Source organism: Pseudoalteromonas rubra (genome assembly GCF_000238295.3).
Taxonomy (GTDB): domain Bacteria; phylum Pseudomonadota; class Gammaproteobacteria; order Enterobacterales; family Alteromonadaceae; genus Pseudoalteromonas; species Pseudoalteromonas rubra.
This window is the reverse complement of sequence record NZ_AHCD03000020.1, coordinates 277573-304439: the sequence shown is the minus strand read 5'-3', so window position 1 is coordinate 304439 and position 26867 is coordinate 277573. Positions and strand designations below refer to the sequence as shown.

At 48.8% G+C, this 26867-nt stretch carries 23 protein-coding genes; 9 read left to right on the top strand and 14 right to left on the bottom strand.

The genetic code is table 11. The features are described 5' to 3' along the window. Window positions 1-20 precede the first annotated feature (20 nt). Window positions 21-3584 carry an amino acid adenylation domain-containing protein gene (locus PRUB_RS01460; RefSeq protein WP_010383184.1) on the bottom strand — a complete coding sequence of 1188 codons (3564 nt, stop codon included), beginning with the start codon at window positions 3582-3584 and terminating at the stop codon, window positions 21-23. Window positions 3585-3853: 269 nt separating this feature from the next. On the opposite strand from PRUB_RS01460, the gene purU reads away from it, so the two are divergent. After that, window positions 3854-4684 (top strand): formyltetrahydrofolate deformylase, encoded by an 831-nt coding sequence (purU, locus tag PRUB_RS01455; protein WP_010383185.1) that lies wholly within the window; start codon window positions 3854-3856, stop codon window positions 4682-4684. 56 nt (window positions 4685-4740) lie between these two features. Here purU and PRUB_RS01450 read toward each other — a convergent pair whose 3' ends face one another. Next, window positions 4741-5394 carry a response regulator transcription factor gene (locus tag PRUB_RS01450; RefSeq protein WP_010383186.1) on the bottom strand — a complete coding sequence of 218 codons (654 nt, stop codon included), beginning with the start codon at window positions 5392-5394 and terminating at the stop codon, window positions 4741-4743. Between the two features lie 86 nt (window positions 5395-5480). Then, window positions 5481-7418 carry an acetate--CoA ligase gene (gene acs / locus PRUB_RS01445; protein WP_010383187.1) on the bottom strand — a complete coding sequence of 646 codons (1938 nt, stop codon included), beginning with the start codon at window positions 7416-7418 and terminating at the stop codon, window positions 5481-5483. 323 nt (window positions 7419-7741) lie between these two features. Between acs and PRUB_RS01440 the strand changes: the two genes are divergently transcribed. After that, window positions 7742-8920 carry a DcaP family trimeric outer membrane transporter gene (locus tag PRUB_RS01440; protein WP_010383188.1) on the top strand — a complete coding sequence of 393 codons (1179 nt, stop codon included), beginning with the start codon at window positions 7742-7744 and terminating at the stop codon, window positions 8918-8920. A gap of 63 nt (window positions 8921-8983) precedes the next feature. Here PRUB_RS01440 and PRUB_RS01435 read toward each other — a convergent pair whose 3' ends face one another. From PRUB_RS01435 to PRUB_RS01425, 3 genes are all read right to left on the bottom strand, one after another. After that, window positions 8984-9676: a DUF3581 family protein gene (locus PRUB_RS01435; protein ID WP_010383189.1), complete on the bottom strand. Its 693-nt coding sequence runs from the start codon at window positions 9674-9676 to the stop codon at window positions 8984-8986. A 135-nt stretch (window positions 9677-9811) separates the two neighbouring features. Continuing rightward, on the bottom strand, window positions 9812-10456 hold the full coding sequence (locus tag PRUB_RS01430; RefSeq protein WP_010383190.1) for a cytochrome b/b6 domain-containing protein: 645 nt from the start codon (window positions 10454-10456) through the stop codon (window positions 9812-9814). 129 nt (window positions 10457-10585) lie between these two features. Next, window positions 10586-11740: an iron-containing alcohol dehydrogenase gene (locus tag PRUB_RS01425; protein ID WP_010383191.1), complete on the bottom strand. Its 1155-nt coding sequence runs from the start codon at window positions 11738-11740 to the stop codon at window positions 10586-10588. 152 nt (window positions 11741-11892) lie between these two features. On the opposite strand from PRUB_RS01425, the gene PRUB_RS01420 reads away from it, so the two are divergent. From PRUB_RS01420 to PRUB_RS01410, 3 genes are all read left to right on the top strand, one after another. After that, the gene (locus PRUB_RS01420; protein WP_010383192.1) at window positions 11893-12762 is read left to right on the top strand and encodes a LysR family transcriptional regulator; all 870 of its coding nucleotides are present in this window, start codon (window positions 11893-11895) and stop codon (window positions 12760-12762) included. An 85-nt stretch (window positions 12763-12847) separates the two neighbouring features. Continuing rightward, window positions 12848-13330: a glutathione peroxidase gene (locus tag PRUB_RS01415; RefSeq protein ID WP_010383193.1), complete on the top strand. Its 483-nt coding sequence runs from the start codon at window positions 12848-12850 to the stop codon at window positions 13328-13330. Window position 13331: 1 nt separating this feature from the next. After that, window positions 13332-13775, top strand: a complete 444-nt coding sequence (locus PRUB_RS01410; protein ID WP_010383196.1) for a MarR family winged helix-turn-helix transcriptional regulator — start codon at window positions 13332-13334, stop codon at window positions 13773-13775. A gap of 92 nt (window positions 13776-13867) precedes the next feature. On the opposite strand, the gene gltX is transcribed toward PRUB_RS01410, so the two are convergent. The 4 genes from gltX to proB form a co-directional block, all read right to left on the bottom strand. Next, the gene (gltX, locus tag PRUB_RS01405) at window positions 13868-15355 is read right to left on the bottom strand and encodes a glutamate--tRNA ligase (RefSeq protein ID WP_010383198.1); all 1488 of its coding nucleotides are present in this window, start codon (window positions 15353-15355) and stop codon (window positions 13868-13870) included. A 101-nt stretch (window positions 15356-15456) separates the two neighbouring features. Continuing rightward, the gene (locus PRUB_RS01400) at window positions 15457-15822 is read right to left on the bottom strand and encodes a glutaredoxin family protein (protein ID WP_010383201.1); all 366 of its coding nucleotides are present in this window, start codon (window positions 15820-15822) and stop codon (window positions 15457-15459) included. A 69-nt stretch (window positions 15823-15891) separates the two neighbouring features. Further along, window positions 15892-16845 (bottom strand): GGDEF domain-containing protein, encoded by a 954-nt coding sequence (locus PRUB_RS01395; RefSeq protein WP_040645070.1) that lies wholly within the window; start codon window positions 16843-16845, stop codon window positions 15892-15894. Window positions 16846-16973: 128 nt separating this feature from the next. Beyond that, window positions 16974-18098 carry a glutamate 5-kinase gene (proB, locus tag PRUB_RS01390; protein WP_010383205.1) on the bottom strand — a complete coding sequence of 375 codons (1125 nt, stop codon included), beginning with the start codon at window positions 18096-18098 and terminating at the stop codon, window positions 16974-16976. Between the two features lie 178 nt (window positions 18099-18276). On the opposite strand from proB, the gene PRUB_RS01385 reads away from it, so the two are divergent. After that, the gene (locus PRUB_RS01385) at window positions 18277-18480 is read left to right on the top strand and encodes a hypothetical protein (protein ID WP_010383207.1); all 204 of its coding nucleotides are present in this window, start codon (window positions 18277-18279) and stop codon (window positions 18478-18480) included. Window positions 18481-18498: 18 nt separating this feature from the next. On the opposite strand, the gene PRUB_RS01380 is transcribed toward PRUB_RS01385, so the two are convergent. Beyond that, window positions 18499-18999, bottom strand: a complete 501-nt coding sequence (locus PRUB_RS01380) for a DUF1543 domain-containing protein (protein WP_010383209.1) — start codon at window positions 18997-18999, stop codon at window positions 18499-18501. Between the two features lie 134 nt (window positions 19000-19133). On the opposite strand from PRUB_RS01380, the gene PRUB_RS01375 reads away from it, so the two are divergent. After that, window positions 19134-20777, top strand: coding sequence for an amidohydrolase (locus PRUB_RS01375; RefSeq protein WP_010383211.1), 1644 nt, complete (start codon window positions 19134-19136; stop codon window positions 20775-20777). 53 nt (window positions 20778-20830) lie between these two features. Here the strand turns inward: PRUB_RS01375 and PRUB_RS01370 are convergent, their stop codons facing one another. Beyond that, window positions 20831-21061 (bottom strand): YgjV family protein, encoded by a 231-nt coding sequence (locus tag PRUB_RS01370; RefSeq protein ID WP_010383212.1) that lies wholly within the window; start codon window positions 21059-21061, stop codon window positions 20831-20833. A 308-nt stretch (window positions 21062-21369) separates the two neighbouring features. Here PRUB_RS01370 and PRUB_RS01365 point away from each other — a divergent pair, with 308 nt between their 5' ends. After that, a complete protein-coding gene (locus tag PRUB_RS01365; RefSeq protein ID WP_010383214.1) occupies window positions 21370-22026 on the top strand; it encodes a Crp/Fnr family transcriptional regulator in 657 nt (218 codons plus the stop codon). A gap of 243 nt (window positions 22027-22269) precedes the next feature. Further along, the gene (locus tag PRUB_RS01360) at window positions 22270-24213 is read left to right on the top strand and encodes a hypothetical protein (RefSeq protein ID WP_010383215.1); all 1944 of its coding nucleotides are present in this window, start codon (window positions 22270-22272) and stop codon (window positions 24211-24213) included. Between the two features lie 1022 nt (window positions 24214-25235). Here the strand turns inward: PRUB_RS01360 and recA are convergent. Both recA and PRUB_RS01350 read right to left on the bottom strand, forming a co-directional pair. Then, the gene (gene recA / locus PRUB_RS01355; RefSeq protein ID WP_010383217.1) at window positions 25236-26288 is read right to left on the bottom strand and encodes a recombinase RecA; all 1053 of its coding nucleotides are present in this window, start codon (window positions 26286-26288) and stop codon (window positions 25236-25238) included. A gap of 65 nt (window positions 26289-26353) precedes the next feature. After that, entirely contained in the window at window positions 26354-26845 is a 492-nt protein-coding gene (locus PRUB_RS01350; protein ID WP_010383219.1) for a CinA family protein, read from the bottom strand. Between the last annotated feature and the right edge of the window lie 22 nt (window positions 26846-26867).

Genomic DNA, 26867 nt, shown 5'->3' with positions numbered 1-26867 from the left:
TGTATAAGTAAACAGTGCTTTTATGACAAAAACTCGACATTTTCAGACATGGCACGAGTCGGTTTTAGTCCGCTCGACAAGGTCAGTAAACGCCCCATAAGCCAAATAAACACTTCGCTTTGACCACTTAGCTCACATTCCCCCTCACACAGGCTCTGCAACAGCATCTGCACATCCATGCGCGTCAGCGCAGTAAGCGCATTGGTATCAAGGCAATGAATGCGGCACACAGGTAGCCCAGCCTTTAACGGCTCATTAGTCGTCACTGCATCTTGCGACAAAGTCAAAGTATACCTGCTGTCTGGCGTGCTCAATTCCAGCTGTAACTCAGGGACTTTACCGGACTGCGTTTCTCGCCACCTTTCCAGGTAAGCCGCAAAGGAGCACCACCAGTCATTCAGCCGCGTTGTTTCGAGCCACGGTTTTGGCGTTGCCATCACAGACCTGGCAAACACCGCTTCCACCTCCTGCACAGCTTCCTGTAACGCCCCCAGCGTGACATCCACATCTTGTTTTGTGTGTGCCGCAGAGCAGATAAACCTTAAGCGGCCTCGCCCCGTTTCAACAATCGGATAAGTCACCGCTGAAGCCTGAATGCCTTTTTCATACAGGCGCTGAACAATCGCATACAGTTTGTCTTTATCAGCAAAATGCGGTGTGACAATCGGGCCGTCTCCACTGCCTAACTCAAAGCCGGCGGCACTGAATTGAGCCCGCATATAACGGGCGGTTTCCCATAACTGCTCGCGCAACGAATCATCCTGGCTGATGCGCTGCAGTGCAGTGAGTGCCGCGGCAATGTCAGCCGGACTCACAGACGCCTGAAAAATATAGGCTCTGGCAGACGACTTGAGTAAATCAACATATTCAGCACGGGCAGCTACCACACCGCCCAGACTACCCAGTGACTTACTCAGTGTGGTCATGATGAAGTCAACCTCTTCGCTGACCCCCTGTGCCGCACAGATCCCTGCGCCATGCTGTCCATAAAAACCAAAAGAATGCGCTTCATCTACCAGTATCAAAGCCTGGTAACGCTTGGCGGTGCGCACAATCTCAGCCACAGGCGCTGCGCCTTCCCCCATGCTGTACACGCCCTCGATAATCACTAATACAGTGCGATAGGGAGAGGTTTCGCTCTCCAGAACACAAGCCAGATCATCGACATCATTATGCTTAAAGGTGCGCACTTTGGCACCGCACAAGCGTGCGCCATCGACAATCGAGGCATGACAAAGTTGATCAATCACCACCACATCGTTTTCGCCCAGTAAGCCCGCTACGGCACCAACATTGGCGGTATACCCGGTGGGAAATAAACAAGCAGCAGGTTTGCCTACCAGCGCAGCAAATTGCTGTTCAAATGCCAGATGCAGATCGGTTAAACCGGACGCTGCCGCCGAAGTGCCCATGCCGGTGCCAAACTCCGCAACGGCCTGACGTGCAGCATCGACTACCTCTGTATCCCGGTTCAGGCCAAGGTATAAATTCGTGGTCCAGATAATCGCCTCGCGTGCATCACTATGATGTGCATCTGCGACCGTGCCACGGGTGCCACTTCCTGAGCGCAGCACTTTGCTGTAGGGATTAGCTCGACGTTTGTTGACCAGTTGCGTGGCTGCCTGTACCACATTACTTTTATCGCTAGCCGACCAGGACGGCGCCTTGGCCACAGCAAACGTCGGATGGCTGGCGCGTAATTGAAATTGCAAGTCACCCAAAGTGTCACGCAATGGTTGCTGAATCTGCAATACCTCATGACCATTTAACGCCTTTAAGTGCTGAGCCAGGCGCTGAGGCGTATTAAATTGATAAATGGCCTGCACCGGGCAGCGCAACTCAAGCAGGTTACTCAGACGGTTGCTCAGCTCCAGCGAGGTTAATGAATCCAGACCCGCCTGCTCAAAAGTCTGCGACTGCACAGCATGAGCGCTGTGGCCCAGCAGAGTACTTAACTCGTCACAGATCACAGCAATCAGTGCCTGCTCCGAGTCTGCAACCCGACCGGAACGCCGCGACTCAGGCTCTGTCGAAATCTCAGGTAAACTGTTGCGATCTAACTTACCGTTAGGCAGGTACGGCAAAGCCGCCAGAAAACATACGCTGTGGGGCACCATGTGTTTTGGCAAATGCCGCGCCACGAAAGATAAAATCACATCTGGACTTAAAGTTTCTCCCTCCTGGCGCACAATACAAGCCTGTAACCTGGCCTGCACATGTCCCTGCTGCAACACATTCACAGCGGCGTCAGCGATGCCCGGCATGGTGTTCAGAACCGCTTCGATTTCCTCCAGCTCAATGCGAAAGCCGCGAATTTTGACCTGCTGATCGACACGGGAGATAAAGCGCAACTCTTTGCTATCCGTCCACTGACACACATCGCCGGTTTTGTATAAGCGCGGCTCTGCTATGCCACTATCCGGAGATGGCGTGATAAAACGCGTGGCTGTGCGCAAGTCATCAAACAGGTAACCCGCAGCCAGCTTGTCGCCAGCCAGATACAACTCACCCGCTTCACCTGTGGAAACAGGCTGCAACGCCTCATCAAGCACATAAGCACGGGTGTTTGCCACAGGCTGGCCAATGGTGATTTCTGCCATGTCCGGGTGTAGTTGGACGGCCGTCGAAAATACCGTGTCTTCTGTTGGCCCGTAAACATTGATAACACGCAGGGTCGGCTGCTGCGCATAGACTTGTTTTACCAATGCGGGTTTAAGTACTTCACCACCAAAAATTAAGCAGCGCAGTGTGTCAGGTAAGGTATAGCCACTGAGTAAGGCCCGCAGAGCTGAGGGCACACCGATGCAGGTTCGAACCCGGCCAGCCCCCGGTAAATCTGGCAGTGCCAAAATATTTTTCGCCAGGATCACGGTCCCCCCCAGCAATAAGGTGCCTATGATCTCCATCACTGAGGGGTCAAAGCACACTGAGGTAGCAGCCAAAACTCCGCTCAGCTCTTCTTCGTTTAATAGTGCCCCCATAGCCAGAGTCATGGCAAGCACGTTACTTTGCGTGACAGCCACACCTTTAGGCTCTCCGGTCGACCCTGAGGTATAAATCACATAAGCAAGAGCTTGCGGGTCCAGCTCAGGGGGTGAACAGGAAGGCAACTCATCGCCGATATCAGCCAACGAAATTTGTCCAGGTGTGCTTTGGCATAATTCAGCCGACGTGCTGCTATCCACGATGACTGTGGCCGCTGCGCTGTGCGTCAGCATATAGTCAATCCGGGCACGTGGATAACTCGGATCCAACGGCACATAAGCACACCCGGCTCTAAACACCCCGAGCATAGCCGCTACCAGCTCCCAGCTGCGTTCCATACACACACCGACTAATGCACCGGGTTCAATACCACAGCTCACCAACTTAGCCGCAATGACCCCGGCACGCCCCCACAATACCTGGTAGCTAATCTCCTTAGTCCCGTCAATCAGTGCGGTTTTTTCTGGGTAGCGCTGTACCTGGGCGGTCAATGTGGCAGCAACAGAATGCGGGATGCTTGGTGTATCACTCACGCTCTGATCTTTTTCCCGATGTGTGTGGCGTTCAGATGAAACTGAAGGGCCAGTTAAATGGTCCATACCTCTTTCCTTTGTTGTTATTGTCAACCTTGTCACTCTTCAAATTGAAGCGCAGTGATTCACGCAGCTTAACGCCAGTATTAGTGTTTGATGTGACAACTGGTTTTTAATAATGCGATTTTTATACACATAAATTCAACACCAACATTAACATTTACTCACTCAGGTAAGCCAGTAACCCCCAGGCTGGGTGAGGACTTTTGTCTGCTTGTTTTTTACGTTCAACGGGGTATTGTGAAGAATTCATGAAAACGTATGGGAATGAGGATATGAGTATAGTTTTAACCACCCAATGCCGTGATGATGTGGGATTGATCGCCAAAGTAACCGGGCTGTGCTTTGAGCATAATCTGAATATCGTGCGCAACAATGAGTTTGTTGATAACGCCGGCGAACGCTTCTTTATGCGCACAGAGCTGACGGGAACGATCAGTGAAACATTTTTACCACAACTGCGCAGTGCACTACCAGACGGTGCTCAGGTACATTTACATGGTAATGAAAAAACCAAAGTGGTTCTGCTCGCGACCAAAGAAGCCCATTGCCTGGGCGGCATGCTACTGAAACAGTACGAAAATGCCTTTAATGTCGAAATCCAGGCAGTGATCGCTAACTATGATACGCTTAAGCCGCTGGTGGAAGGTTTTGGCGTGCCTTTTCATCTGGTGTCTCACCAGGGTCTCACGCGGGAGCAGCATGACGATGCCATGGCCAAAGTCATTGAGCGCTATCAGCCCGACTTTATCGGCCTGGCTAAATATATGCGGGTTCTCAGCCCAGAGTTTGTTGCCCGTTTTAGCAATCAAATCATTAATATTCACCACTCTTTTTTACCTGCGTTTATTGGCGCAAAACCCTACCACCAGGCGTTTGAGCGCGGGGTAAAAATCATTGGTGCTACGGCACACTTCGTCAACGACGAATTAGACGAAGGCCCAATCATTATGCAGGATATCACCCAGGTGAGTCATGCCGATAGCGCAGAGGCCATGGCGAAAATGGGGCGGGATATTGAGAAAGTGGTATTCTGCAAAGCCATTCAGCTGGCTGCAGAGCATAAGCTGTTTATCAACGGCAATAAAACCGTCGTGTTTGCCTAGCACACAACACAACGCCAGCACCCAGGGCTGGCGTTTGACACGCTCTAGACTCGCAGCTAGCTCGTACTTTCAACCGGTTCCAGTTGCAACTTAGCCGCAATTAGCACTGCCTGTGTCCGATTATAGACACCCAGTTTGCGGAATATCGCGGTAATATGAGCCTTAACCGTCGCTTCTGAAATATTCAGTTCATAGGCGATTTGCTTGTTAAGTAAGCCTTCGTGCAGATATTGCAGGACCTTGTATTGCTGGGGTGTCAAAGAAGCAATTTGCTGTGCCAGCTGTTTGTCTTCTCCGTCGAGTTCGGCAATCTGATCTTTCAGGCTGGCAGGCAACCAGACATCCCCCTCGAGCACCTGATTCAGTGCCTCAACAATCTCCTGCGACGACGACGCCTTGGGAATAAAGCCCATAGCACCATAGCCCATCACTTTGGAGATCACATTCAAATCTTCACTGCCCGACACCACCACGATGGGCAAACTCGGGTAATCCTCACGGATCCGGATCAGGCCATATAAATCGCCATTGCCTGGCATATGTAAATCCAACAACAGCAGATCCAGCTCGTCCTGTTCGGATAATTGTTGCAAGGTTTGCTCAAAGTTTTCAGATTCAAAGATCTCTAACCCGTCAAACTGGTTTTGCAGTGCCCCTTTTAATGCTTCGCGAAACAAAGGGTGATCGTCCGCAATTAAAAACTGGTTCATGCTTGGCTCCTAAAAAATCGGCTGTCATTTCGACAGCCGATATAGTAGGTCAATATTTTGTCATAATTCAAGCGATTAACGCTCAATTAACGGTTTAGTCTGTTTTCGATCAATTCATCGACCACACTCGGGTCGGCCAAAGTCGAAGTATCGCCCAATTGTTGATACTCATTCGCCGCTATCTTACGCAGAATACGACGCATGATTTTACCGGAACGCGTCTTAGGCAGACCCGGTGACCATTGGATCATATCCGGTGACGCAATTGGGCTGAGCTCTTTGCGCACCCAGTTACGTACTTCCTTGGTCAGCTCGTCTGTGACAGCAACCCCTTCGTTTGGCGTCACGTACACATAAATCCCCTGGCCCTTGATGTCATGGGGATAACCTACAACCGCTGCTTCTGCAACCGCTTCATGTGCAACCAGGGCACTTTCAATCTCAGCGGTGCCCAGACGGTGACCCGACACATTGAGTACATCATCCACACGACCGGTGATCCAGTAATAGCCATCTTCATCGCGGCGACAGCCATCGCCCGTGAAATACACACCCGGGTAGGCCGAGAAGTAAGTTTGTTCGAAACGTTCATGATCGCCATACACTGTGCGTGCCTGCGAAGGCCAGCTGTCCAGGATCACCAGGTTCCCTTCTGTTGCGCCTTGCAGTGTGTTGCCCTCTGCATCGAACAAGGCTGGCGCAATACCAAAGAATGGGCGGGTCGCCGACCCCGGTTTCATATCCGTGGCGCCCGGCAGCGGCGTGATCATGATGCCGCCGGTTTCAGTCTGCCACCAGGTATCCACGATAGGACACTGGCTGTTACCAATCTTCTCGTAGTACCAGCTCCAGGCTTCCGGGTTAATTGGCTCACCCACAGATCCCATAATACGCAAACTGGTGCGTTTTGAGCTGGCAATTGGCTCATCGCCTTTCGCCATTAAGGCACGGATAGCAGTCGGTGCCGTATACAGGATGGTGACATTGTGCTTATCCACAACTTCACCAATACGTCCTGAACTTGGATAAGTCGGGACACCTTCAAAAATAACCTGAGTGCAGCCATTTACCAGCGGGCCATAAGCCATATAACTGTGGCCGGTGATCCAGCCTACATCGGCAGTACACCAGTAAACGTCATCGGCTTTAACATCAAACACATACTCGTGTGTCATGGATGAATAAACCAGATAACCCCCCGTGGTATGCACCACCCCTTTTGGCTGGCCGGTCGAACCAGAGGTATAAAGGATAAACAAAGGGTCTTCTGCATTCATTGGCTCAGGCTCACACTCACTGGCAACATCAGCCACCAGCTCATGCCACCAGACATCGTGCGCTTGCCATTCCACTTCACCACCGGTGAGCTGATGCACAATCACATGTTCAATACTCACACCGTCCTGACTGACCGCTTCGTCTACATTTGCCTTAAGCGGCACACAATTACCACCACGACGGCCTTCATCTGACGTGATCACCACTTTTGCACCCGAATCTTTGATCCGATCTGCAATTGCCGACGGTGAGAAGCCCCCGAACACAACCGAGTGAACAGCACCGATACGGGCACACGCCTGCATGGCATAAATTGCCTGTGGCGTCATTGGCATATAGATGGCAACACGGTCGCCTTTTTGTACACCCAGCTTCTTCAGGCCATTGGCCAGCTTTGCCACTTCGTCGTGCAGTTGCTGGAAGGTGATGTGCTCACTTTGCGTTGGATCGTCGCCTTCCCAGATCAGTGCGACTTTGTCGGCATTGTCTTTCAGATGACGGTCAATACAGTTGTAGGAAGCATTCAGCACGCCATCCTCATACCATTTGATACTGATATGACCTTTGTCAAACGACGTATTCTTTACTTTGCTGTAAGGGGTAAACCAGTCAAGGCGCTTACCATGCTCCACCCAGAACGCCTGAGGATCGTCAATGGATTCTTGGTATAGCTTTGTATATTGATCGTTATCTACCAGCGCTGCGTTCCTGATGGCTTCAGGAACCGGATAAATGCTCTGTGACATAGTCATCTCCATGTTGATTTTTGGCCAGACGGCGATGCACCAAGGATCGCCCACTCTTTTTATATTAAGTATTAGACCTTAGTTGTACTTGCACCTGTATTGCAAACATAGTAGACAAACCGGGCACTTCTGCAGATGTACGACAGGCACAAGATACACAATGCAGAGTCGTTTCCCTCTGACATCCCACCTTAGTCGTATAGACCAAAGGTTAATTGAGTAAAAAGCCGTCATCAACAACATTGAAGAACAACAAGCACATTCGCTGACCTCACCCCGGGTTTGTCTGCGCAATCCGGAGCAATGTATACAGGAATTCAACTATGACAACAGCAAAGAAAAATAACTTAACGCTTAGTGCCCTGGCCGTGCAAACCGCGTTGCTTGGCGGCCTGCTCTCAGCCAGTGTCAATGCGGCTGAGCTGGGCAGTACCGAAGTAAAATATGGTGGATACATTAAGCTGGATGCCATCTGGAGTGACTTTTCCGATGGCAGTTTAGGCTCACAGCATATTGGCCGGGATTTCTATGTGCCAAGTACCACCCCAGTTAGTGGCGGCGAACCGAAAGATGCGGTATTTGATATGCATGCCCGTCAATCGCGCTTCAACCTGTCTACAAATACCAAGCTAGATGACGGCAGCAGTATTAAAACAAAAATTGAGCTGGATTTTATCGCCTCAACTGGCGGCAACGAACGTGTGACGAACTCTTACTCACCGCGGATCCGTCAGGCTTATGTGACCTATAAAGGTTGGTTGTTTGGTCAGGCCTGGTCTAACTTCCAAAATGTTAGCGCCCTGCCGGAAACCCTGGACTTTGTCGGTCCGGCAGATGGTACCGTGTTCGTTCGCCAGGCCATGGTCAAATACACCATTGGCAACTGGTCTTTTTCGGCGGAAAACCCGGAAAGTACCATTACCTCTGAAGGTGGCGCACGCGTGGTAACTGACGACGCCAGTATGCCTGATTTTACCGCACGATATACCTATAAAGCGGACTGGGGACACCTGGTGGTTGCCGCCTTAGGGCGCGAGCTGACCTACAAAGTCGCCACGGCTGATGAAAGCGAGACTTCTTTCGGGATCAGCGCCTCTGGTCGTGTCAACTTTGGTAAGAACAACCTTAAGTTTATGCTGACACAAGGCCAGGGCCTGGGTCGTTATGTGGGCCTCAATGCAGCACATGGTGCGGTCTATGATGGCAAAGACCTGCATGCAATTGATTCGACCTCCGGATTTATCGCCTACCAGCATTACTGGAACCCACAGTGGCGTTCGACCTTCCTGTATTCTTTCTTATCTGCGGATAATGACAAAGATCTGCTAGGTATCACCATAGATCCCACAGAGTCGACCACCAGCTATAGCGCGAATATTCTCTACTCACCAGTTAAAAAGCTCACCTTTGGCGCAGAATATAAAGTCGCGACACGTGAGACTGAGAGTGGCGCAGAAGGCGATCTGGACCGCCTGCAGTTCTCCGTAAAGTATGTTTTTTAAAACTCCCGCAACAAAAAGCCCGCATGATGCGGGCTTTTTATTTTTAAACTGTATGTGCAGTGCTTACAAGGTTGCTTTTCGCTCGTTGTAATACTCAATCAGCTTATCGACAGCTTCCTGACAATACTCCCGTACGCCTGCAACCACCATGTGCTTTTCACCCTGACCGACCTGCTCATCACCGTGGAACAGATTAAATCGCAGGACGATTTTGCCGCGTTTGCCTTCAAAGGAGAACTCAGGCTCCGCCGGTTCAAGAGTCACCGACTCGATGTCCAGCTTATCCAGATGAATCGACATTGATTCGTAGATCACCATAGGACGCGCTGGGTTGATCATCACATCTTGTTTGCCCATCAATGGAATAATCACATGTGGGAAAGTCGTGCCCGAAAACTCGACGTAATTACGGATCAGGCTGCTGGTCAGGCTGTCACATTGTTTGATTTCACCACTGCGTTTCACCGACAGCATGACCTTGTCTTCTGAGGTGATATCAAAAGCATCACTCAGCGGTGGAAACTGCAGACGACTGGTTTCATCCACCATGCCGACAAAATCAAAATGCATATTCTCACTCACACCGTAGCGTTCCAGGACTAGTGAGAACAGCAGATCACCCGGTACACAGAATTTTTTAGCATCCACATCGTGCAAAGGGTTAAAGTCATCCGCCACTTGTTTAGCGAACTGACTGGCCTGCTCGCGGCTAATTGCCACGCTATCCATTTCTTGCTGGTAATAAGGAGTTAGCATAATTCACTTCTGTATTGCGTTAAAACCGCACTATGTTAGCAGAATTATGACCCACAGAGGTCATATCTGTTTAAGTTTCCTTAAAAAGACGTTTTTATCTGTTAAAAGTTTAGTAATTGCAACAAGTTAACAAAATCAAAATAAAGCCATAAGAGGTTCATACCCCCACGTCAGCAACAACACCACACTGAGTACAACAAAAATGCCATATGCCAGCAAACCACTGCGCATCGCCGGCGCTGATGCGACTGGCTCAGTTGTTTTACCGGTGAGCAGCGGCTTAACGAGATTTTTGCCTCTCAGACGATAGAGCACAATCGCACTAATATGCACGGCAATGGCAATCAGCAAAATGTCGATATTGGTATGATGAATATCACCCGCCAACTCTGCCCAACTATAAGGCACATATGAAACCAGTGGCCCTTCAACCAAAATATCGTCGGTAGTGAACAACCCAGAGATCAACTGCACTATGATCAACACAAAAAATGCCAATACCATGAGGCTGCCTGCTGGATTATGACCAACAAACGGGGCTGAAGATTTCAACGAAGCAAGCACGGCTTTTGGAGAGTGGAATAAGCTGCTGAGTTTTGCCGTCTGGCTCCCGATCAGGCCCCAAATCAAACGCGTCGCCATCAGTGCCAGTAACAGGTAGCCTGTTACAAAGTGGATTTCCAGCCAGCCTTCTTCACCACTGAAATACAGCACCGCAATGCCAATGACCAGTAGCCAGTGAAAGCCACGTATGAATCCGTCCCAAACTTTAGTTGCCATGCTATTTACCCCGCGTGATATTGGTTACAACCCCCGAAGGGTATCACAGCCGGGAAAAATACGTGAATTCAGGGCGAAGATTTGCGCTCATCGCCCCGAACAGTGAGATTAATATGAGAGATTTTGAGGTTACAGGCACGCAGCCACAATGGCGCGTGATTTGCTCAGGTCAACCTGCTGATGCTCTCCCAATGCAACCATGCCATGACGTTCCAGCTGAGCGACGATTTTATCCACCGCCTCTTCACCGACACCATAGTCACTGAGACGTGTTTTCATGCCTAACGACTGGAAGAAAGCTTCGGTTTTCTCAATCGCCTGATCAATCGCCTGTGTTTCATCACTAATATCCAGCCCTAACACACGCTCCGCGTATTGCAGCAATTTGCCTTGTTTACTGTCACGTTGTTCATGCATTACGCGTGGTAAAACAATGGCCAGAGTCTGAGCATGGTCCAATCCATAAACGGCTGTCAATTCATGGCCAATCATATGAGTTGCCCAGTCATGCGGTACCCCTGAACCTATCAGCCCATTCAGAGCCATGGTCGCTGACCACATCACATTAGCGCGAACCTTATAGTCCACCTCATCAGAGAAGAGTTTCGGACCGTCTTCCATTAAAGTCAGTAACAGACCTTCTGCAAAACGGTCTTGTACTTTCGCATCAATGGGGTAAGTCAGATACTGCTCCATCACATGTACAAACGGATCGACCACACCATTGATCAACTGACGCTCAGGCAGGGAGCTCATAACCGTGGGGTCCAGCACCGCGAACTTAGGCTGTACTTGCGGTGAGGCAAACGGCAGTTTGTCGTTGGTTTCTTTGTTAGAGACCACACTGAAGCTATTCGACTCAGAGCCGGTTGCAGGTAAGGTCAGCACGACGCCCAGATCCAGGGCCGATTCAATTTGTGCCCCTTTGGCCAGAATGTCCCAGGGCTCACCATTAAACTCAGCCGCCGCCGCAATAAACTTACTGCCATCAATGACCGAGCCACCGCCAACTGCGAGCAAATAGGTATATCCTTGTTGACGAATGACCTCAACCGCCTGCATACAGGTCTGATAGCTGGGGTTTGGCTCAATACCACTGAACTCGCCCCAGTGATGATTGGCCAACGCATCACTTACCTGCTGGTATATGCCATTGCTTTTAATGCTGCCACCACCATAGATGACCAACACTTTCGCGTCAGCAGGAATACTATCCGACATAGCGGCAATCTGACCTTCTCCAAAGAGGATCTGCGTTGGGTTATGAAAACTGAAATTCAGCATGCTTTGTTCCTGTTAGTTTGTGACTCGATATAAAACGACTCTCAGTCTAGCCTGACAGACTGTCATGATCATTAGTTCACTGGCAAATTAATTTTGCCATACTGCAACAATACTAATACCATATTAATCTTACTTGCACTGGAGAAATAAAAATGTGGCAAGGGCTGGATATCTTTCTCGCCGTCGTTGAGCAGGGCAGTTTCAGTAAAGCCGCTCAGGCACTGGATGTATCAACTTCACATGTGAGCCGCCAAATCCAACAACTGGAGCAGCGACTGGGCACTTTGTTGCTGCAACGCACCACACGCAGCATCAATCTGACTGACGCAGGCAAGCATTATGCGGCCAAACTCAAACTGATCCAGCAAGAGCTCAGCGAAGCCAATGATCAGCTATTAGGTGGTCAACAAATACCGAAAGGACACATTCGCATTACCGGTGCCGGGGATTTCGTGGCCAATACGGTTGCGCCAGTGATTGCCGAGTTTTGCCTTCAGTATCCGGAAGTGACCGTTGAGATTGATTTCAACAACCGCAACGTTGATCTGGTTGAAGATGGCTTTGATCTGGCGATCCGCTTTGGCCGCATGCGCGACTCCAGTCTCATCGCCCGTAAGCTGACACCCCGACCAATGACCCTGGCTGCCAGCCCTCGTTACCTTGATGCTCACCCAGCCCCCACACACCCCCATGAGCTGGCTCAGCATAATTGCCTGCTGGCTGCAAATAATCGATGGCGCTTTATCATTGATGGTGAGATTGAAGAAGTCAAAATCAACGGCAACTGGCGAACGAATCACCCACATGCCCTGTTACAGGCCTGCCTGCAAGGATTGGGGATCTCCCATCTGGCACGCGACATTGTCGAGCCGCATCTCGCCTCTGGTGCACTGATCAGCCTACTGGATGAGTTTCAGGTCACCGACAACGCCTCCTGGCTGGTTTATCCACGTAAAGATCTCATGCCCTATCGCGTGCGCCTGCTCATCGACTTTCTCTTGGAGCGGTTTCAGTCCACATAGACAAGCTGTGACTGAATAAAACTTGATCTATCTGGTCTGTTACTCTAAATTATATCGCACACGATATAATCTTGAGAGATTTTAAATGACAACACTATATGAGTTCAGTGCAAATACACTGCAAGGGCAACCGTTTGAGTTTAGCAGCCTGCAAGGCCGAGTCGTGCTGGTTGTTAATACTGCCAGCCAGTGCGGATTGACCCCCCAATATGAGGGACTTCAGGCGCTGCATGAGCAATATGGTTCGCAGGGCCTGAGCATCATTGGCTTTCCCTGTAACCAGTTTGGCCAGCAGGAGCCCGGCAGTGCCACCGAGATACAGCAAGGCTGCCTGATCAACTATGGGGTGGATTTTCAGATGATGGAAAAAATCGACGTCAATGGTGCGCAGGCACACCCGTTGTATGCTTATCTCAAAGACGCCCTGCCCGGCCTGTTTGGTAATAAAATTAAATGGAACTTTACTAAATTCCTGCTGGGTAAAGATGGCCAGCCATTAGCACGCTATGCGCCAACAACAAAACCTGAGAAAATAAGCAAAGACATCGAAAAGGCATTAAGCGCATAAAATGAAAGAGCAGCCCACGGAACTACGTCTGGACAATCAACTGTGTTTTAGCCTGTATGCCGCATCGCGGCAGGTCACCCGGCTTTATCAACCGCTGTTAAAGGCGCGCGGCCTGACGTATCCGCAATATATTGTACTGATGATCCTCTGGCAGCAGGATGGGTTACTGGTGGGAGAAATTGGCAAACGCGCGCAACTCAATAGCAACACACTTACACCACTGCTTAAACGCCTAGCTCAACAAGCATTAGTCACGCGGGAGCGCTCAGAACGTGATGAGCGCCAGTGCCATATTTACCTCACAGAAAAAGGCAAAGCACTGGAGGCTGAGTGTAGCTGCATTCCCCAACAAATGCTGGCACAAACCAAAATGCCACTGGCAGATCTGCAACAGCTCAAGGCACTCCTGGATGGCTTTTTAACGAGTCAGTCAGATGCTGATTAGCCATAAAAAAGGCTGAACCTCAGTTCAGCCTTTTATTCCAACCCGATTCATTATCCCGTCAATCTGAAGGGCATAATGTGAGTTGTTCGCCGTTACCCTATGCTTGGGTATTCACGGTATGCTTTTTCCAGCTTCTTTGCTTGCTTCTTAGACACACCCAGGTGGTTTAATGCCACCCGTAAGCGCGCACGAGACAAGTCAGATCCCAGGATCTCCATGGCATCCACCACAGAGGTCGACGAGGTCTTGCCGGTAATGGCAACGAAGATGGGCTCCAGGAAGTCCTTAATCTTCAACTCGTGGAAGGTCGCTACAGACTTAGCCACGGCGAACACTTCACTCTTGTTCCACTGACGCAGCTTGTCCAGTTCCCAGATAAAGAACTGTAGTGCCTGACGCACGGTCTCTTCTTCTGCTTTGCCCGCAGTTAATAGTGCCGGATCATACTCAGGGATCCCACCAACAAAGTGACCTGCCAGACCAACCAAATCAGACAAAGTATTGATGCGGGTTTTCGCTTCTGGCAGCACTCGCGCTAACATCTGGCCATTGAGCTTCCAGTCAACAAAGCGTTCAATCAGCTGTTCATCGCTGAGATCTTCACGGATCCACAGACCATTTAGCCAGCTTAACTTGTCGATATCAAATACCGGACCACCCAAAGACACGCGCTTCATGTCGAAGTGTTCAATCATCTCGGCCAGCGTAAACTTCTCACGCTCATCAGGCATAGACCAGCCCATTCGGCCCAGATAGTTCAGGACCGCTTCTGGCAGGTAACCCATTTCTTTATAGTAGTTAATAGAAGTCGGGTTCTTACGCTTAGACAATTTCGACTTATCCGGGTTACGCAGTAATGGCAGGTGGCCAAGAACCGGCGCTTGCCAGCCAAAGTCTTCATACAGCTTGAGCAGTTTCGGCGCTGAGTTGATCCACTCTTCACCACGGAAGATATGGCTGATCTGCATATGGTGATCGTCAACCACGTTGGCCAGGAAGTAAGTTGGGAAGCCATCCGCTTTCAGTAGCACCTGCATGTCGACATTTTCCCACGGGATCTCAATCTCACCACGCAGGTAGTCGTCAAATTTAAAGCTGCCTTCTTCTGGGATCATCATACGGATCACATAAGGTTTGCCCGCATCCAGGTTTGCCTGTATTTCTTCCTGAGTCAGTTTCAGACCACGACCATCATATTTAGGACGTAAACCCTCGGCCATTTGCTGCTCACGCATTTCGTCGAGCTCTTGGGCCGTTGCAAAACAGTAAAACGCTTTGCCTTCTTCCACCAGCTGATGGGCATATTTTTTATATAAGTCACTGCGTTCAGACTGACGGTAAGGACCAAAGTCACCGCCGACATCCGGTCCGTGATCCCACTCCAGGCCAAGCCAACGCAGGCTGTCCATAATTGCTTGCTCTGACTCCGGGGTACTTCTTTGTTGATCGGTATCTTCGATACGCAGAACAAATTCACCACCTTGCTGCTTGGCAAAACAGTAGTTGAATAACGCAATATAGGCTGTGCCTAAGTGGGGATCGCCCGTCGGTGACGGTGCAACACGCGTGCGGATAGTCATGTTTTTTCTCTTAAATTGTGTCTAATGAGGTCATGGGGCTAATGCTAGCATAGCCCCTTGTACGGGCAAACCGCTGACAGCCAGTGTGCCGGATGTCGTGATTAAGCGGCTTGCTCAAGCTTTTGTAAATAGTCAACAATGTCGTTCGATTCATACAACCAGGTTACCTGGTTCTGCTCTTCAATCCTCAGGCAAGGTACTTTGATTCTGCCCCCCTGCTCTTGCAGCTCCTGACGATATGCCTGATTATTCTTGGCATCACGGGTTTCCAGTTTCAGGCCTTCCCGCTTAGCGGCACGACGCACCTTAACGCAGAATGGGCACCCTTTGAATTGATACAGTTTCAGTTTGGCGGTTTGCGCATCCAACTTGGCTTGCGCCTCTGCAGGGCGCTTTTTACTGCGCGGGGTAAAGATAAAATCAAACAGTAAAATCAGGCTGCCAAGCAGCATACGGATTAATTTCATTGTCATACTCCAGAATTCTTGTGGCGCGTAGAATACCACAGAATTGCCGGAAAATTGGTACCGAATGACTTAAAAAAGTTCAATATCTGAGGTCGTAACCTGCAAAGAGAGGCCCTCCAGCGTGCCATAAAAAACGACCCTGTCTCGACCATGTTGTTTAGCGTGATACAACGCCATATCGGCCTGATTTACCAGCTCGGACACTTGCATAACATCCGTCACATCGGTAAAGCCAACACTCAGAGTTACCTGACCCACCTGAGGAAACATCACAGAACGAATCACGCCACGTACGCGGTCTAACAAAGATTGGGCTTCGCTATCATTGTGCGCCTGAAACAAAACAGCAAACTCCTCGCCTCCGTAACGAAACACATAGTCTTCGGCCCGAAAATTCTCTTTCAGGTACTGAGCGGTTAATAAAATCACTTCATCTCCTATCACATGGCCAAAGGAGTCATTGACACGCTTGAAATGGTCTATGTCGAACAAAGCCAGATACCAGCGACGCGGATCCGGTTCATCACGGGGTTGCAAAAAGCCCTGACCAGAGGCGATTTCGAGGACTTTCTCATCAAAGGTCTGGCGGTTGAGTAACTGAGACAAGGGGTCAATACGAGCCAGCGCCAGGGTATGCAACTGATGAAAAAACACATTCATCAGATGTGCAGTCAAATTACAATTAGCCGGAGTTAACGCCTCGTAGATCCACAGCAACCCAATCACCTGATCGTCAAGTCGCAACGGCATACAGGTGTAGGATTTACTGATGAGCACCGGTTTGTCCATACACAACTGGGCTTTCTCAAGCATCTCTTGCAATGCCAAAGGCTCGCTGACATGTTGCTGATAGATCAGCTTGAGCGCTTCTTTGTTAGACAAGCTAGGGCGAATAAAAAAACTCAACGGCTGCTCTGGCAGCAGCGACCGCAGAATGTCGCAAAACTGCTGATACAATGCCTGCTCTTCTTTTAGCTCTAACAAGCTAATGGTGTATTCGTGTCCGCAAGTGGAAGTAGTCACGTAGTTGCCCGGTATTCAGACCCACCTTAAAGATTAGCGCTTATTTACCAGCTTTCAATCCTACCTTCATAACGTGCCTGAGCTGAGCCCGCGCATCACAGACTCAGCCAGGTAGCAACGAGTAAAACTTAGAGTGAGCCGGCGTAGATATCCAGCAACACCAGGTCGTCACGATGTACCACCACATTAGACGCCGGATAACCCAAAACCAGGGGGATTTCACTGCTATGCAGACGTTTAATTTGATCCATTTCCTGATGATCAAAAGCGACCAGTCCCTTAGCAAGCAATTGATTGTCAAGGTCACGTACTTCAATCACATCGCCCCGTGCAAACTCGCCGCCGATGGCAACAATGCCCTTCGCCAATAAACTTGCGCCCTGATGCGCAATGGCAGCCACCGCGCCGGGGTCACATTGCACATAGCCCGTTGATTTAGGACCTGACAAGAGCCACTTTTTACGTCCCTCAAGCGGCGCATCAAAGCGCACAAAGGTGGTGCTTTGTGCTGTGCCCGCCATCACCTGTTCAATTACCTGAGGTTCTGCCCCTTTAGCAATGATGGTCTCAATCCCAGCCCGCTGTGCAGTGCGTGCGGCTTCGAGCTTTGTATACATGCCGCCGGTGCCCAGTTTACTGCCTGCCCCACCCGCCAGCGCCATCAATGACTGATCGATAAATTCAACCTCAGAGATTAACGTGGCCTTTGGGTTGCTGCGGGGATCCGCCGTGAACAGGCCGGGCTGATCGGTCAGCAGCAAAAGCTTATCGGCGTTGGCCAGAATCGCCACCAACGCCGATAAGTTGTCGTTGTCCCCTACTTTTATTTCGGAGGTGGCGACGGCATCATTCTCATTGACAATGGGGATCACTTGATGTTTCAGCAACTGGGTTATGGTATCGCGTGCATTAAGGTAACGCTCCCGATCTTCTACATCTGCGCGTGTGAGCAGTAGTTGTGCCACAGGCTGATCAAATAGCGCAAACAGAGACTGCCATAAATGGATCAACTGACCCTGTCCAATGGCCGCCAGCATTTGTTTTTCTGCTATCGAAACGCCGACACTGTGCTCAACCGCATCTCTGCCCGCAGCCACTGCCCCACTGGACACCAATACGGGCAGATAACCCTGCTGTTTGAGTGCCATACACTGAGTCACAATATCGATCATACGTGGTTTATTGAGCTTATCTGTACCGGCAGTAAGCACACTGGTCCCCAACTTAATCACGATAACTTTACTTTTCTTCATTCCTCATTCCTTCACTGTATAAATGACAGGCATTGAGCTTTGTTATATCACGAAGAGGGGTGCAAAAAAATGGCACTGCAAAAAAGGGGTTGGATCAAAGAAACGCCCGCATTAACTTGCGTTGTCGAGCCAACTCGTTTAAAAAGCCTGTGACGAAAAGTAATGACAGGCTGGGATCATGAGCAAACCAAATAAAGAACTAAAAATGTTACCTTTACTCTTTGTAAGCATCGCTTTGTGTATTGGTGGCCACTTTATTTTGCAGCCTAACTATCAGGACAGTCATATTGCAGAATATGCCTTAGCAGCGCTGCCCTTTCTGATGTTTGCGATTGTCATTATTGCTATCAGGATCGCCATTAAAGCAGATAAAGAAGAATAAACCGGAGCAGAGGCGCCATCACAACTTATGGTAGCCAAACCACTGCGGGGCGATGGGCTGGGACTGACCGCTGGGCGTCAGCTGAACATAGTGCTTGCCATCGATGAGGTCCAACACCATACAGTCATCCACTGCATACAAATCATCTTTATGGCGCAATTCGGTATCAGGCAGTAATGTGTTCAGCGCACGGGCTTTGGCTGCTTGTGCTGTTGGGGCAACAAGCAAGCCAAATGCATGCTGTTCAGCCAGACTGTCATGGCGATAGCCACCCAGATTCACAAAATATAAATTGGGCTGTTGGACGGGTGGTTCACTGACCAGGTCTACCTGGTAACCATCGATATGTCTGAGCGCGACATAGCTGTCCATGTGTACTTTGTCCTTGTCACCGACCCATTGCTGCTTTAGCGCACCAAACGTGTCTTCGATACGTGTACCAACCACGAAACGAATATCATGCATTTCGATGTGACAGCCACTCAGACGGCCGCCCAGATAAACCATAAATAACTGCATTATTGACCCTATAAAATGAACAAATATCGGTTTATGTTACCACAGTCGTTTTTCTGTCTCAGTTCGATGTATTTTTAAGACAAAATGCGGTATTGGTTGCTAAAGAAATAAAATAATACAAGGAAACTCCTGCCATGATCCGGTTTATTTGTCTGGCCCTGACTTTGTACAGTGGGATCAGCATGGCTCAGTTTACACTGATACACAACGTCAACGGTTATACCCCCACCCGCAGCGGCGAAATCAAGACCTTTGCGACCTTAGTGATCAAGGATGGTAAAGTCGTCCGGATAGGCAATAAACAACTTGCAGCCCAATACCCCAAAGCCAGTAAATTTGATGGTCAGGGAATGACCTTGCTGCCAGGACTCATTGACGCGCATGGCCATATCATTGGTTTGGGCAATAACCTGTCCCGGCTCGATATTCGTGAAGCCAATTCAGTCGAGCAGGTAGGTCAGCAACTTAAGGAATTTAGCACCCAAAACCCCAAAGGCTGGATCCTCGGCCGCGGATGGGATCAAACACGCTGGACGCCTAATCGCTTTCCAACTGCGGCGGATCTGGACAAATTTGTCAAAGATCGCCCTGTGGTTTTAACGCGGGTTGATGGCCATGCCATCTGGGTTAATAGTATGGCGATGTCATTGGCGGGGATTGATGCAAAAACGGCCTCTCCTGCTGGCGGCGAGATCCTTCGTCACCCATCCGGGAATCCGACCGGTATTTTTATCGACAAAGCAGAGCACCTGGTAAAAAAACACATCCCCCCCACGTCCACAGCACACCTTAATCAGGCTCTAAATAAAGCCGGTGATCATTTGCTCAGCCTGGGTATAACCAGTGCACATGATGCAGGTATCGATAAACAAACCTGGAAACTTTACCAAAGCCGCTCACAAAGCCAGACCTTACCGCTGCGTATATATGCCATGCTCAGCGCCGCAGACCCTCAGCTGGATAGTATGTTAACAGCGGGGGTATTCAAAGATAAGCGCGATATGCTGTCTATTCGTAGTGTTAAAATATACGCGGATGGTGCGCTGGGTAGTCGCGGAGCTGCATTGCTGAAAGATTACAAAGACCGCCAGGGCTACCGGGGCCTGATGCTTGAGCAGCCGCAGCACCTTGAACAATTGATAGCGCAAGCGGTAAAACATGGCTTTAGTGCGCATACGCATGCCATTGGCGATCGTGCCAACCGGCTGGTGCTGGACAGCTATGAAAATGTCTTTAAAACCATCGGTGGTAAATTGTTAAGAAACCGAATTGAGCATGCACAAATTGTTGAACCGGATGACATCCCAAGATTTAAGACTCTGGATATCATTCCCTCTATGCAACCCGTACATGCTACCTCGGATATGCACATGGCGGAACAAAGGCTCACCGATGAGCAGCTCAAAGGGGCCTACGCGTGGCAAACCTTTTTGCAACAGGGCAGTAAAGTGGCAGCAGGGTCAGATTTCCCAGTCGAGTTGGCCAACCCGTTTCATGGCTTACATGCAGCAATCACGCGCATGAACGCACAGCACCACCCGCAGCAGGGATGGCGTAATCATGAACGGCTGACACGAACACAGGCCCTACAGGCGTTTACCTTAGATGCAGCCTATGCCGCTTTTCAGGAGTTTAAACTGGGTAGTCTGGAACAAGGAAAGTGGGCTGACTTTATTTTACTCGATAAAGATTACTTTAAAGTGCCAGAGCAGGAGATCAGAGACATCCAGGTCAAACAGACGTGGATTGCAGGTCAGCTACGTTATTCACAAGACTAAGCTTGTAACAGACTGAAACTCAGAGCGGCGGGACAGCCGCTCGATATGCGCTGTCAGGAGGAAGCGTCGCTATCTGAGCGGTGTAGCTTGGCCAGGTGATAAATATTCACCAGCGCCAGCAATCCGTTAGTTAGTGCAACGGGCCAGGCGGTGATCATCACCCCATAGATAGTAAAGCAAATACACCCTGCGAGGTTAAACCAACGTAACTTAACCACGTTGGACATCATGAGAGACACGACTAAAAATGCGGACGCGACGTAACCTAAAAGTTCCCAAGTCATTTGTTCTCTCCTCGCAGTTGAGTTAGCATTATTCAGTGTAGACACCAAGACTCAGAATGCAGGATAATAGCACTCGTCTAATTGGCGTTAGCTTGCATAAAGCACACTGCTGTCATGCAAGCGACATGAATAAAAAGGCTAACTCACTAAACCCCACAGAAATTAGGACCTGAAATAAGCTCTAACACGGGAACGGGGGTGAAAAGCATTTAGCCTCTCAATCGGGTGAGTTAGCATGAAACCGATGACACGCATGCTATCTTCATAACAAATTAATAAATAGGACAATTGTCCGAAGAGCCATCCAGATGTTTCAATATCATTTTTCAACCACCTTGGTGGAACAACTGCTCAGCTTCGCTGGTAATAGTTTTCAGCACACAAAAAAAGAAGTGCTCATTCATCAGGATGAACCACTCACAAAGCTGATCTTGGTGAGAAGTGGTACGGTGTCATTTAGTTACGATGTCGGTAATGGTCGTCGCCTGCTATTAGGCCAGCTAGACTGCAACAACACCTTAATAGGTGAAATTGAAGCTTTGAACAATCAGCCATGTATTTACACGGTTACCTGTCTTAATGACGTCCAGTATAACTTGATCGAGCTAAAGCATTGGCGACAGCTTTTGCTGGCGCAACCCGAATTGAGCTTATACACGGCGCAAACGATTGCGGCAAAGTTTACAGAAAACCAAAAAATAAACCTCGACAAGCTATTGCTGCCATTAAGCTATAATATCGCCAAAGATTGCTTGCTCAGAGCCGAGAACAACCACCCAGCATTACTGCGCGCATACTCTACCGTCAGTGCGGAAGCCGAGCGTTTTGCAACCACGGAGCGGGCTTATCGCCGAGTCGTTAGTGAACTTGTTGAGAAAGGGTTAATAGTGAGAACATCTGAGGGGCTAAAGCCCGTAGACATGGCTAAATTACAGGCATTTATCGACGCATTTGCACAAATTTAATTATTTATAATTCTTCTGGACATAGGATTATTAACAGAAGTAGCACGATAACCTAAATGTACATCAGTAGGTTATTATTTTATGTGAAATTTTGGATAAAGATCGAGCAGTTCACTTGACGAAAAATTAATGTGGGCTTATCCTCTAAACACTAATTTGCGCGCGGGGCAAGGCTCTCTTACATCTGCACAGCATTAGTGACTACTCTCAGTTTACTTGGATTTAAAGGAAAAGGTAAAAATCATGGGAAACAAACAATTCAAACTAACAAAACTTGCCCTGGCACTGGGCGTTACAGTTAGTTTAGCAGGCTGTTTTAGCGACAATGACAATAACGTTGATATCCAGCCGCCACCGGAGCCAACTCAAAAGGTTGTAACTCCTCCAACAGATCAGGTTGTTGAAAAACAAGCTGGCTCATTCACTGTCGTTGTAGCTGACACGCAAGGTAACCCACTGGCGGATACTGTAACTGCAACTATTTCTTTCCCAGATGGCTCAACAGGTATCTTGAATACGGCTGGTGCAGCACTTGGTGAAGGTGATACTTCTTCTCAAGCAAGCTCTTTCGGCTTTACTGTTGCTGAAGTACCAGAAGCTGGTGTTACTTTCGACTTCGTTGTAACGGCAGAAGGCTTCTTGTCAAACTCAGGCACTGTTGAACTTACTCAGGACGCCGCTGATGTTGCTGAGCTAGTACGCCTGACTCCTCGCACACTTGAGCAAGCAGACGGCGCGGTTCCAATCATTGCTACTTCATCAGCTATTGGTGAACTTGCAGGTGACGGTGTAACAGCTACTTATAGCGCTGAAGCTGGTTTAGCAATTGAAGGTGCAGACGCGCTGACTCTTGAAAAGAACTTGGACGCTGCAAAGAATGAAAACAAAGCTGCAGGTGGCGTATCTGTAACTGTTAAGAACGGTACGCAATTCCTGGATGCAGATGACCAACCTCTGACTTCAGCACCTACGTTGACTGTGGCTTACTTTGCCAACGAAGCACAGCGTAACGCTAATGAGACTGATACTGTTGCAGCAGCAGAATCTGCTATCGATGCGTTCCCTGGTGGCCTGGCACTGACAGTTGCTCAGAATGAAACGACTAACATTGACGGTGCATTCTCAACTGGTGGTTTCGTTGCGATTGAAATGGTTGATGACGCGGGCAACAAAGTTTCAAAATTTGGTGAAGGCAACTCAATTCAGGTTGCGATGAAAGTAGACAAAGCGACCAGCAACCCTTGTCCACAAGTATTCGACGGTGAAGGCACTGTTGCAGCGGCTGCGGAAGGTGACAATGGTCTGTTTGAGAACGGCGTATGTAAAACTAACCCTGAGCCTCGTCAAATCGCTGTAGGCGATATCTTCCCAGTGTGGAGCTACAACGAAGAAGTTGGTGAATGGTCTTTTGAAAGCTACGGCGTAGTTTCAGCGGATGCTGATGAAAACTCAGCAACACACAATGTTGTTGTTGACGTAGATCACCTATCTTACTGGAACCTGGATTTCTTCACTTATATCCTGGACGCAGAGAAGTGTGACAACCGTCGTGTTAACTTCAACATTGTTGATGCAAACGACCAGCCAAGCCAAGAATACGCTGACGTATTGGTTGAAGCGAACAGCTACCGCTTACTTATCGGCGCATACAACCGTTCTGACCTGACTAAAGGTACGTTCAGAAATCCACCATCATTTGAAGTTAAACTGAAGATGATGAAAGACGGCGTAAACATTCTGGACAACGCAGTTGACGGTGACGGCAACGTAGTTGGCGGTGCTGCGGATGGTCAAGCGACAGGTGTAACTTTCGCTAACCTATGTGACCTGAACAACGGTACGTTGAAACTGACTACTTCTGCAGCAACAGAGATTACAAAGTCACTGACTCCGCAGTTCGTATGTACTAACAACGCTGACGCTGATATTCCTGCAACACCAGTTACTACACCAACTGTTGTTCAGTTATTCCGTGAAAACCGTTTCGTTAAGACATTCTACCCTTCAGGTGCGTTTGACGTAACATTGGAAGAAGGCGACACAGCTTACTCTGTACGCTTCAAAAATCCAAACAACAACACTTGGTTTACTCAAGACATTGCTGCTAACGCAACAGCTGCAACGCTTGATATCCCAGTAACGTGTACTATCACCGACGAGCCTGTAACAGGTACCGGTGGTAACTAATCACTAAAGTAAACTGAATTAAAGCCGCGTTTTACGCGGCTTTTTTATTGTGAGTACAAGATAAAACGGTCATTGTGCGTTTTATTCATCTGGCAGCGTTACACCAATTATTGTATGAGCCAGCTAAACACAGCTGCGGTTGATATGGACAAACCTTACTCCGCTAAGCCCAAATTATCATCGTAGGGTTTGGGACTACCTGAGGCCATATTTAGCCATTTTGATACCTCATATCGATTCGACACACTTACTGCCTAATTCCGCCCCGAAGCCTCTCACTGGCTTAGCCTTAACCAGCTAAGTACACAATCTGTCAGGCCACTCTTCATCTGATATCACGCACGTATCGATGTATTTATACAATATTATCAGTGGCATTCTCTTAATTCGGGGTAACAGATAAGGAAAGCTGACAGCCACTATGTTGAACATGTAGCTCTAATTCATGTTACCAACATTCACCACTTCAGCGAGGAGTCTATCTATGCTTAGCTGGTGTCTTATACCAATTTCACTTACTGCCTGGTCTATTTGAAGGAGCAAATTGGACGCTAACAGCGTTAAAAACTTCTTATTTAGAACCTTACACCTTAGACACAGATTCACAAATATTTGCCTCGCCTATAGGATGTAGGCGCCTCAGCGATAGCGGGACGCGGGAGCGGTGTTATCGGCCCTATTTCCTCGCCTCAAAATAGATTATGTAATTAAGCAAATTGGTATTAAAAGCATGGCGTATTAAATAACACAACCATACAAAATAGCGTACCTTTCACTAAAGAAGTACTGCGCTGATAGCCGCTTAGTATAAATGGATAATAGGATCAGAAGACTGATTGAGATGAGCTCAGAACAACGCATAATGTGTCTGAACGCAGTTGTGAGTTCTAAAAGCGATAAAAAAGTAGTTAATACTGGAAGACTGCTGCCATAGCCAGTCAATTAGGTAGACGCGTCATGTTTCACATAAACAAAAGGAGCACCCATATGAACTGCTGAGTGCTCCGCTACGCTAGTAGTCGTTATAGTTCCAGGTCTTTTACGTCTGCCAGACCTTGATCTTCGCCTTCTTCAGGCTTGATGGTTGCCTGAAGTAATAGCATTTCACGCAGCTTGCCTTCAATCTCATCAGCAATGGCGGTGTTTTCTTTCAGGAACTTAATTGAGTTTGCTTTACCCTGGCCAATCTTATTGCCATTGTAGCTAAACCAAGCACCGGCTTTATCAACCAGTTTGTGTTTCACGCCCAGGTCAATAAGTTCGCCCTGCTTCGACGTACCTTCACCATACATGATGATAAATTCAGCTTGCTTAAATGGCGGCGCAACTTTGTTCTTAACAACCTTTACGCGGGTTTCGTTACCGATAACCTCATCGCCTTCTTTAACAGAGCCAATACGACGAATATCCAAACGTACTGACGCGTAGAACTTAAGCGCGTTACCACCCGTTGTGGTTTCCGGGTTACCGAACATCACACCAATTTTCATACGGATCTGGTTAATGAAAATACACAGCGTGTTTGAACGCTTAATGTTGGCTGTCAGCTTACGCAGTGCCTGAGACATCAATCTTGCCTGCAAACCAACGTGGGTATCACCCATCTCACCTTCAATTTCTGCTTTCGGTGTCAGTGCTGCTACGGAGTCAACGACTACCACGTCTACAGCGCCTGAACGCACCAGCATGTCACAGATCTCTAACGCCTGCTCACCCGTGTCTGGCTGAGAGACCAAAAGGTCATTGACGTTCACACCCAGCTTTTCTGCATAAACTGGGTCTAAGGCATGCTCTGCATCCACAAAGGCACACGTTTTACCTTGCTTTTGCGCTTCTGCAATGGCTTGCAACGTCAGGGTTGTTTTACCCGATGATTCAGGCCCATAAATTTCGACAATACGACCAGTTGGCAAGCCACCGATACCCAAAGCAATATCCAGCCCCAATGAGCCTGTAGAAACGGCTTCAATATCCAATGCCTGGCTATCGCCCAGCTTCATGATAGAGCCTTTACCAAATTGTCTCTCAATTTGAGACAATGCAGCGTCGAGCGCTTTTTGTTTGTTATCGTTCATTTGCTTCTCCAATCTAGCGTATTGACGACAAGTATACTGTATGAAATTACAGTATCAAGCTTAATTTAACCATTTAGCAGAGAAATTATTTTTCTAATTGAAAATTCAATAGCTTGCACTCTAACTTCAGCTCGTGTTCCGGTAAAGTGACAGACTTCACACAGTACTTTATCCTGTAAATAGAAGCCAAACCATACAGTACCCACCGGCTTCTCCAATGATCCGCCACCAGGCCCGGCAATGCCAGATACCGCAATGGCCACGTCCGCCCGGGCAGCATTCGCCGCCCCTTGCACCATTTCTTGAACCGTTTGCTGGCTAACCGCACCAAACTCAGCCAGTGTGTTTGGCGTCACCCCCAACAACTGGGATTTGGCCTCATTGCTATATGTGACAAAGCAACGTTCAATATACGCCGATGACCCGGGCGTATCGGTCAGCGCATAGCTGATCCCACCCCCAGTACATGATTCTGCGGTAGTGATTGTCTGCCCGTTATTGGTTAGAATAGCCCCCAATTGTGCCGCCAGGCTGGCTATCTCAGTATGAAGCTCCATACTCATTTCCTTTAGGTATAAG

What these genes read in the sequence shown, in the direction of transcription:
- PRUB_RS01420 (WP_010383192.1), top strand. Translation starts at nt 11,893, where the DNA reads ATGTGGCAAGGGCTGGATATCTTTCTCGCCGTCGTTGAGCAGGGCAGT.
- proB (WP_010383205.1), bottom strand. Translation starts at nt 18,098, where the DNA reads ATGAAGAAAAGTAAAGTTATCGTGATTAAGTTGGGGACCAGTGTGCTT.
- PRUB_RS01450 (WP_010383186.1), bottom strand. Translation starts at nt 5,394, where the DNA reads ATGAACCAGTTTTTAATTGCGGACGATCACCCTTTGTTTCGCGAAGCA.
- PRUB_RS01400 (WP_010383201.1), bottom strand. Translation starts at nt 15,822, where the DNA reads ATGAAATTAATCCGTATGCTGCTTGGCAGCCTGATTTTACTGTTTGAT.
- PRUB_RS01385 (WP_010383207.1), top strand. Translation starts at nt 18,277, where the DNA reads ATGAGCAAACCAAATAAAGAACTAAAAATGTTACCTTTACTCTTTGTA.
- recA (WP_010383217.1), bottom strand. Translation starts at nt 26,288, where the DNA reads ATGAACGATAACAAACAAAAAGCGCTCGACGCTGCATTGTCTCAAATT.
- purU (WP_010383185.1), top strand. Translation starts at nt 3,854, where the DNA reads ATGAGTATAGTTTTAACCACCCAATGCCGTGATGATGTGGGATTGATC.
- PRUB_RS01370 (WP_010383212.1), bottom strand. Translation starts at nt 21,061, where the DNA reads ATGACTTGGGAACTTTTAGGTTACGTCGCGTCCGCATTTTTAGTCGTG.
- PRUB_RS01410 (WP_010383196.1), top strand. Translation starts at nt 13,332, where the DNA reads ATGAAAGAGCAGCCCACGGAACTACGTCTGGACAATCAACTGTGTTTT.
- PRUB_RS01360 (WP_010383215.1), top strand. Translation starts at nt 22,270, where the DNA reads ATGGGAAACAAACAATTCAAACTAACAAAACTTGCCCTGGCACTGGGC.
- PRUB_RS01375 (WP_010383211.1), top strand. Translation starts at nt 19,134, where the DNA reads ATGATCCGGTTTATTTGTCTGGCCCTGACTTTGTACAGTGGGATCAGC.
- PRUB_RS01440 (WP_010383188.1), top strand. Translation starts at nt 7,742, where the DNA reads ATGACAACAGCAAAGAAAAATAACTTAACGCTTAGTGCCCTGGCCGTG.
- PRUB_RS01460 (WP_010383184.1), bottom strand. Translation starts at nt 3,584, where the DNA reads ATGGACCATTTAACTGGCCCTTCAGTTTCATCTGAACGCCACACACAT.
- PRUB_RS01350 (WP_010383219.1), bottom strand. Translation starts at nt 26,845, where the DNA reads ATGGAGCTTCATACTGAGATAGCCAGCCTGGCGGCACAATTGGGGGCT.
- PRUB_RS01380 (WP_010383209.1), bottom strand. Translation starts at nt 18,999, where the DNA reads ATGCAGTTATTTATGGTTTATCTGGGCGGCCGTCTGAGTGGCTGTCAC.
- PRUB_RS01435 (WP_010383189.1), bottom strand. Translation starts at nt 9,676, where the DNA reads ATGCTAACTCCTTATTACCAGCAAGAAATGGATAGCGTGGCAATTAGC.
- PRUB_RS01430 (WP_010383190.1), bottom strand. Translation starts at nt 10,456, where the DNA reads ATGGCAACTAAAGTTTGGGACGGATTCATACGTGGCTTTCACTGGCTA.
- PRUB_RS01365 (WP_010383214.1), top strand. Translation starts at nt 21,370, where the DNA reads ATGTTTCAATATCATTTTTCAACCACCTTGGTGGAACAACTGCTCAGC.
- PRUB_RS01425 (WP_010383191.1), bottom strand. Translation starts at nt 11,740, where the DNA reads ATGCTGAATTTCAGTTTTCATAACCCAACGCAGATCCTCTTTGGAGAA.
- PRUB_RS01415 (WP_010383193.1), top strand. Translation starts at nt 12,848, where the DNA reads ATGACAACACTATATGAGTTCAGTGCAAATACACTGCAAGGGCAACCG.
- acs (WP_010383187.1), bottom strand. Translation starts at nt 7,418, where the DNA reads ATGTCACAGAGCATTTATCCGGTTCCTGAAGCCATCAGGAACGCAGCG.
- gltX (WP_010383198.1), bottom strand. Translation starts at nt 15,355, where the DNA reads ATGACTATCCGCACGCGTGTTGCACCGTCACCGACGGGCGATCCCCAC.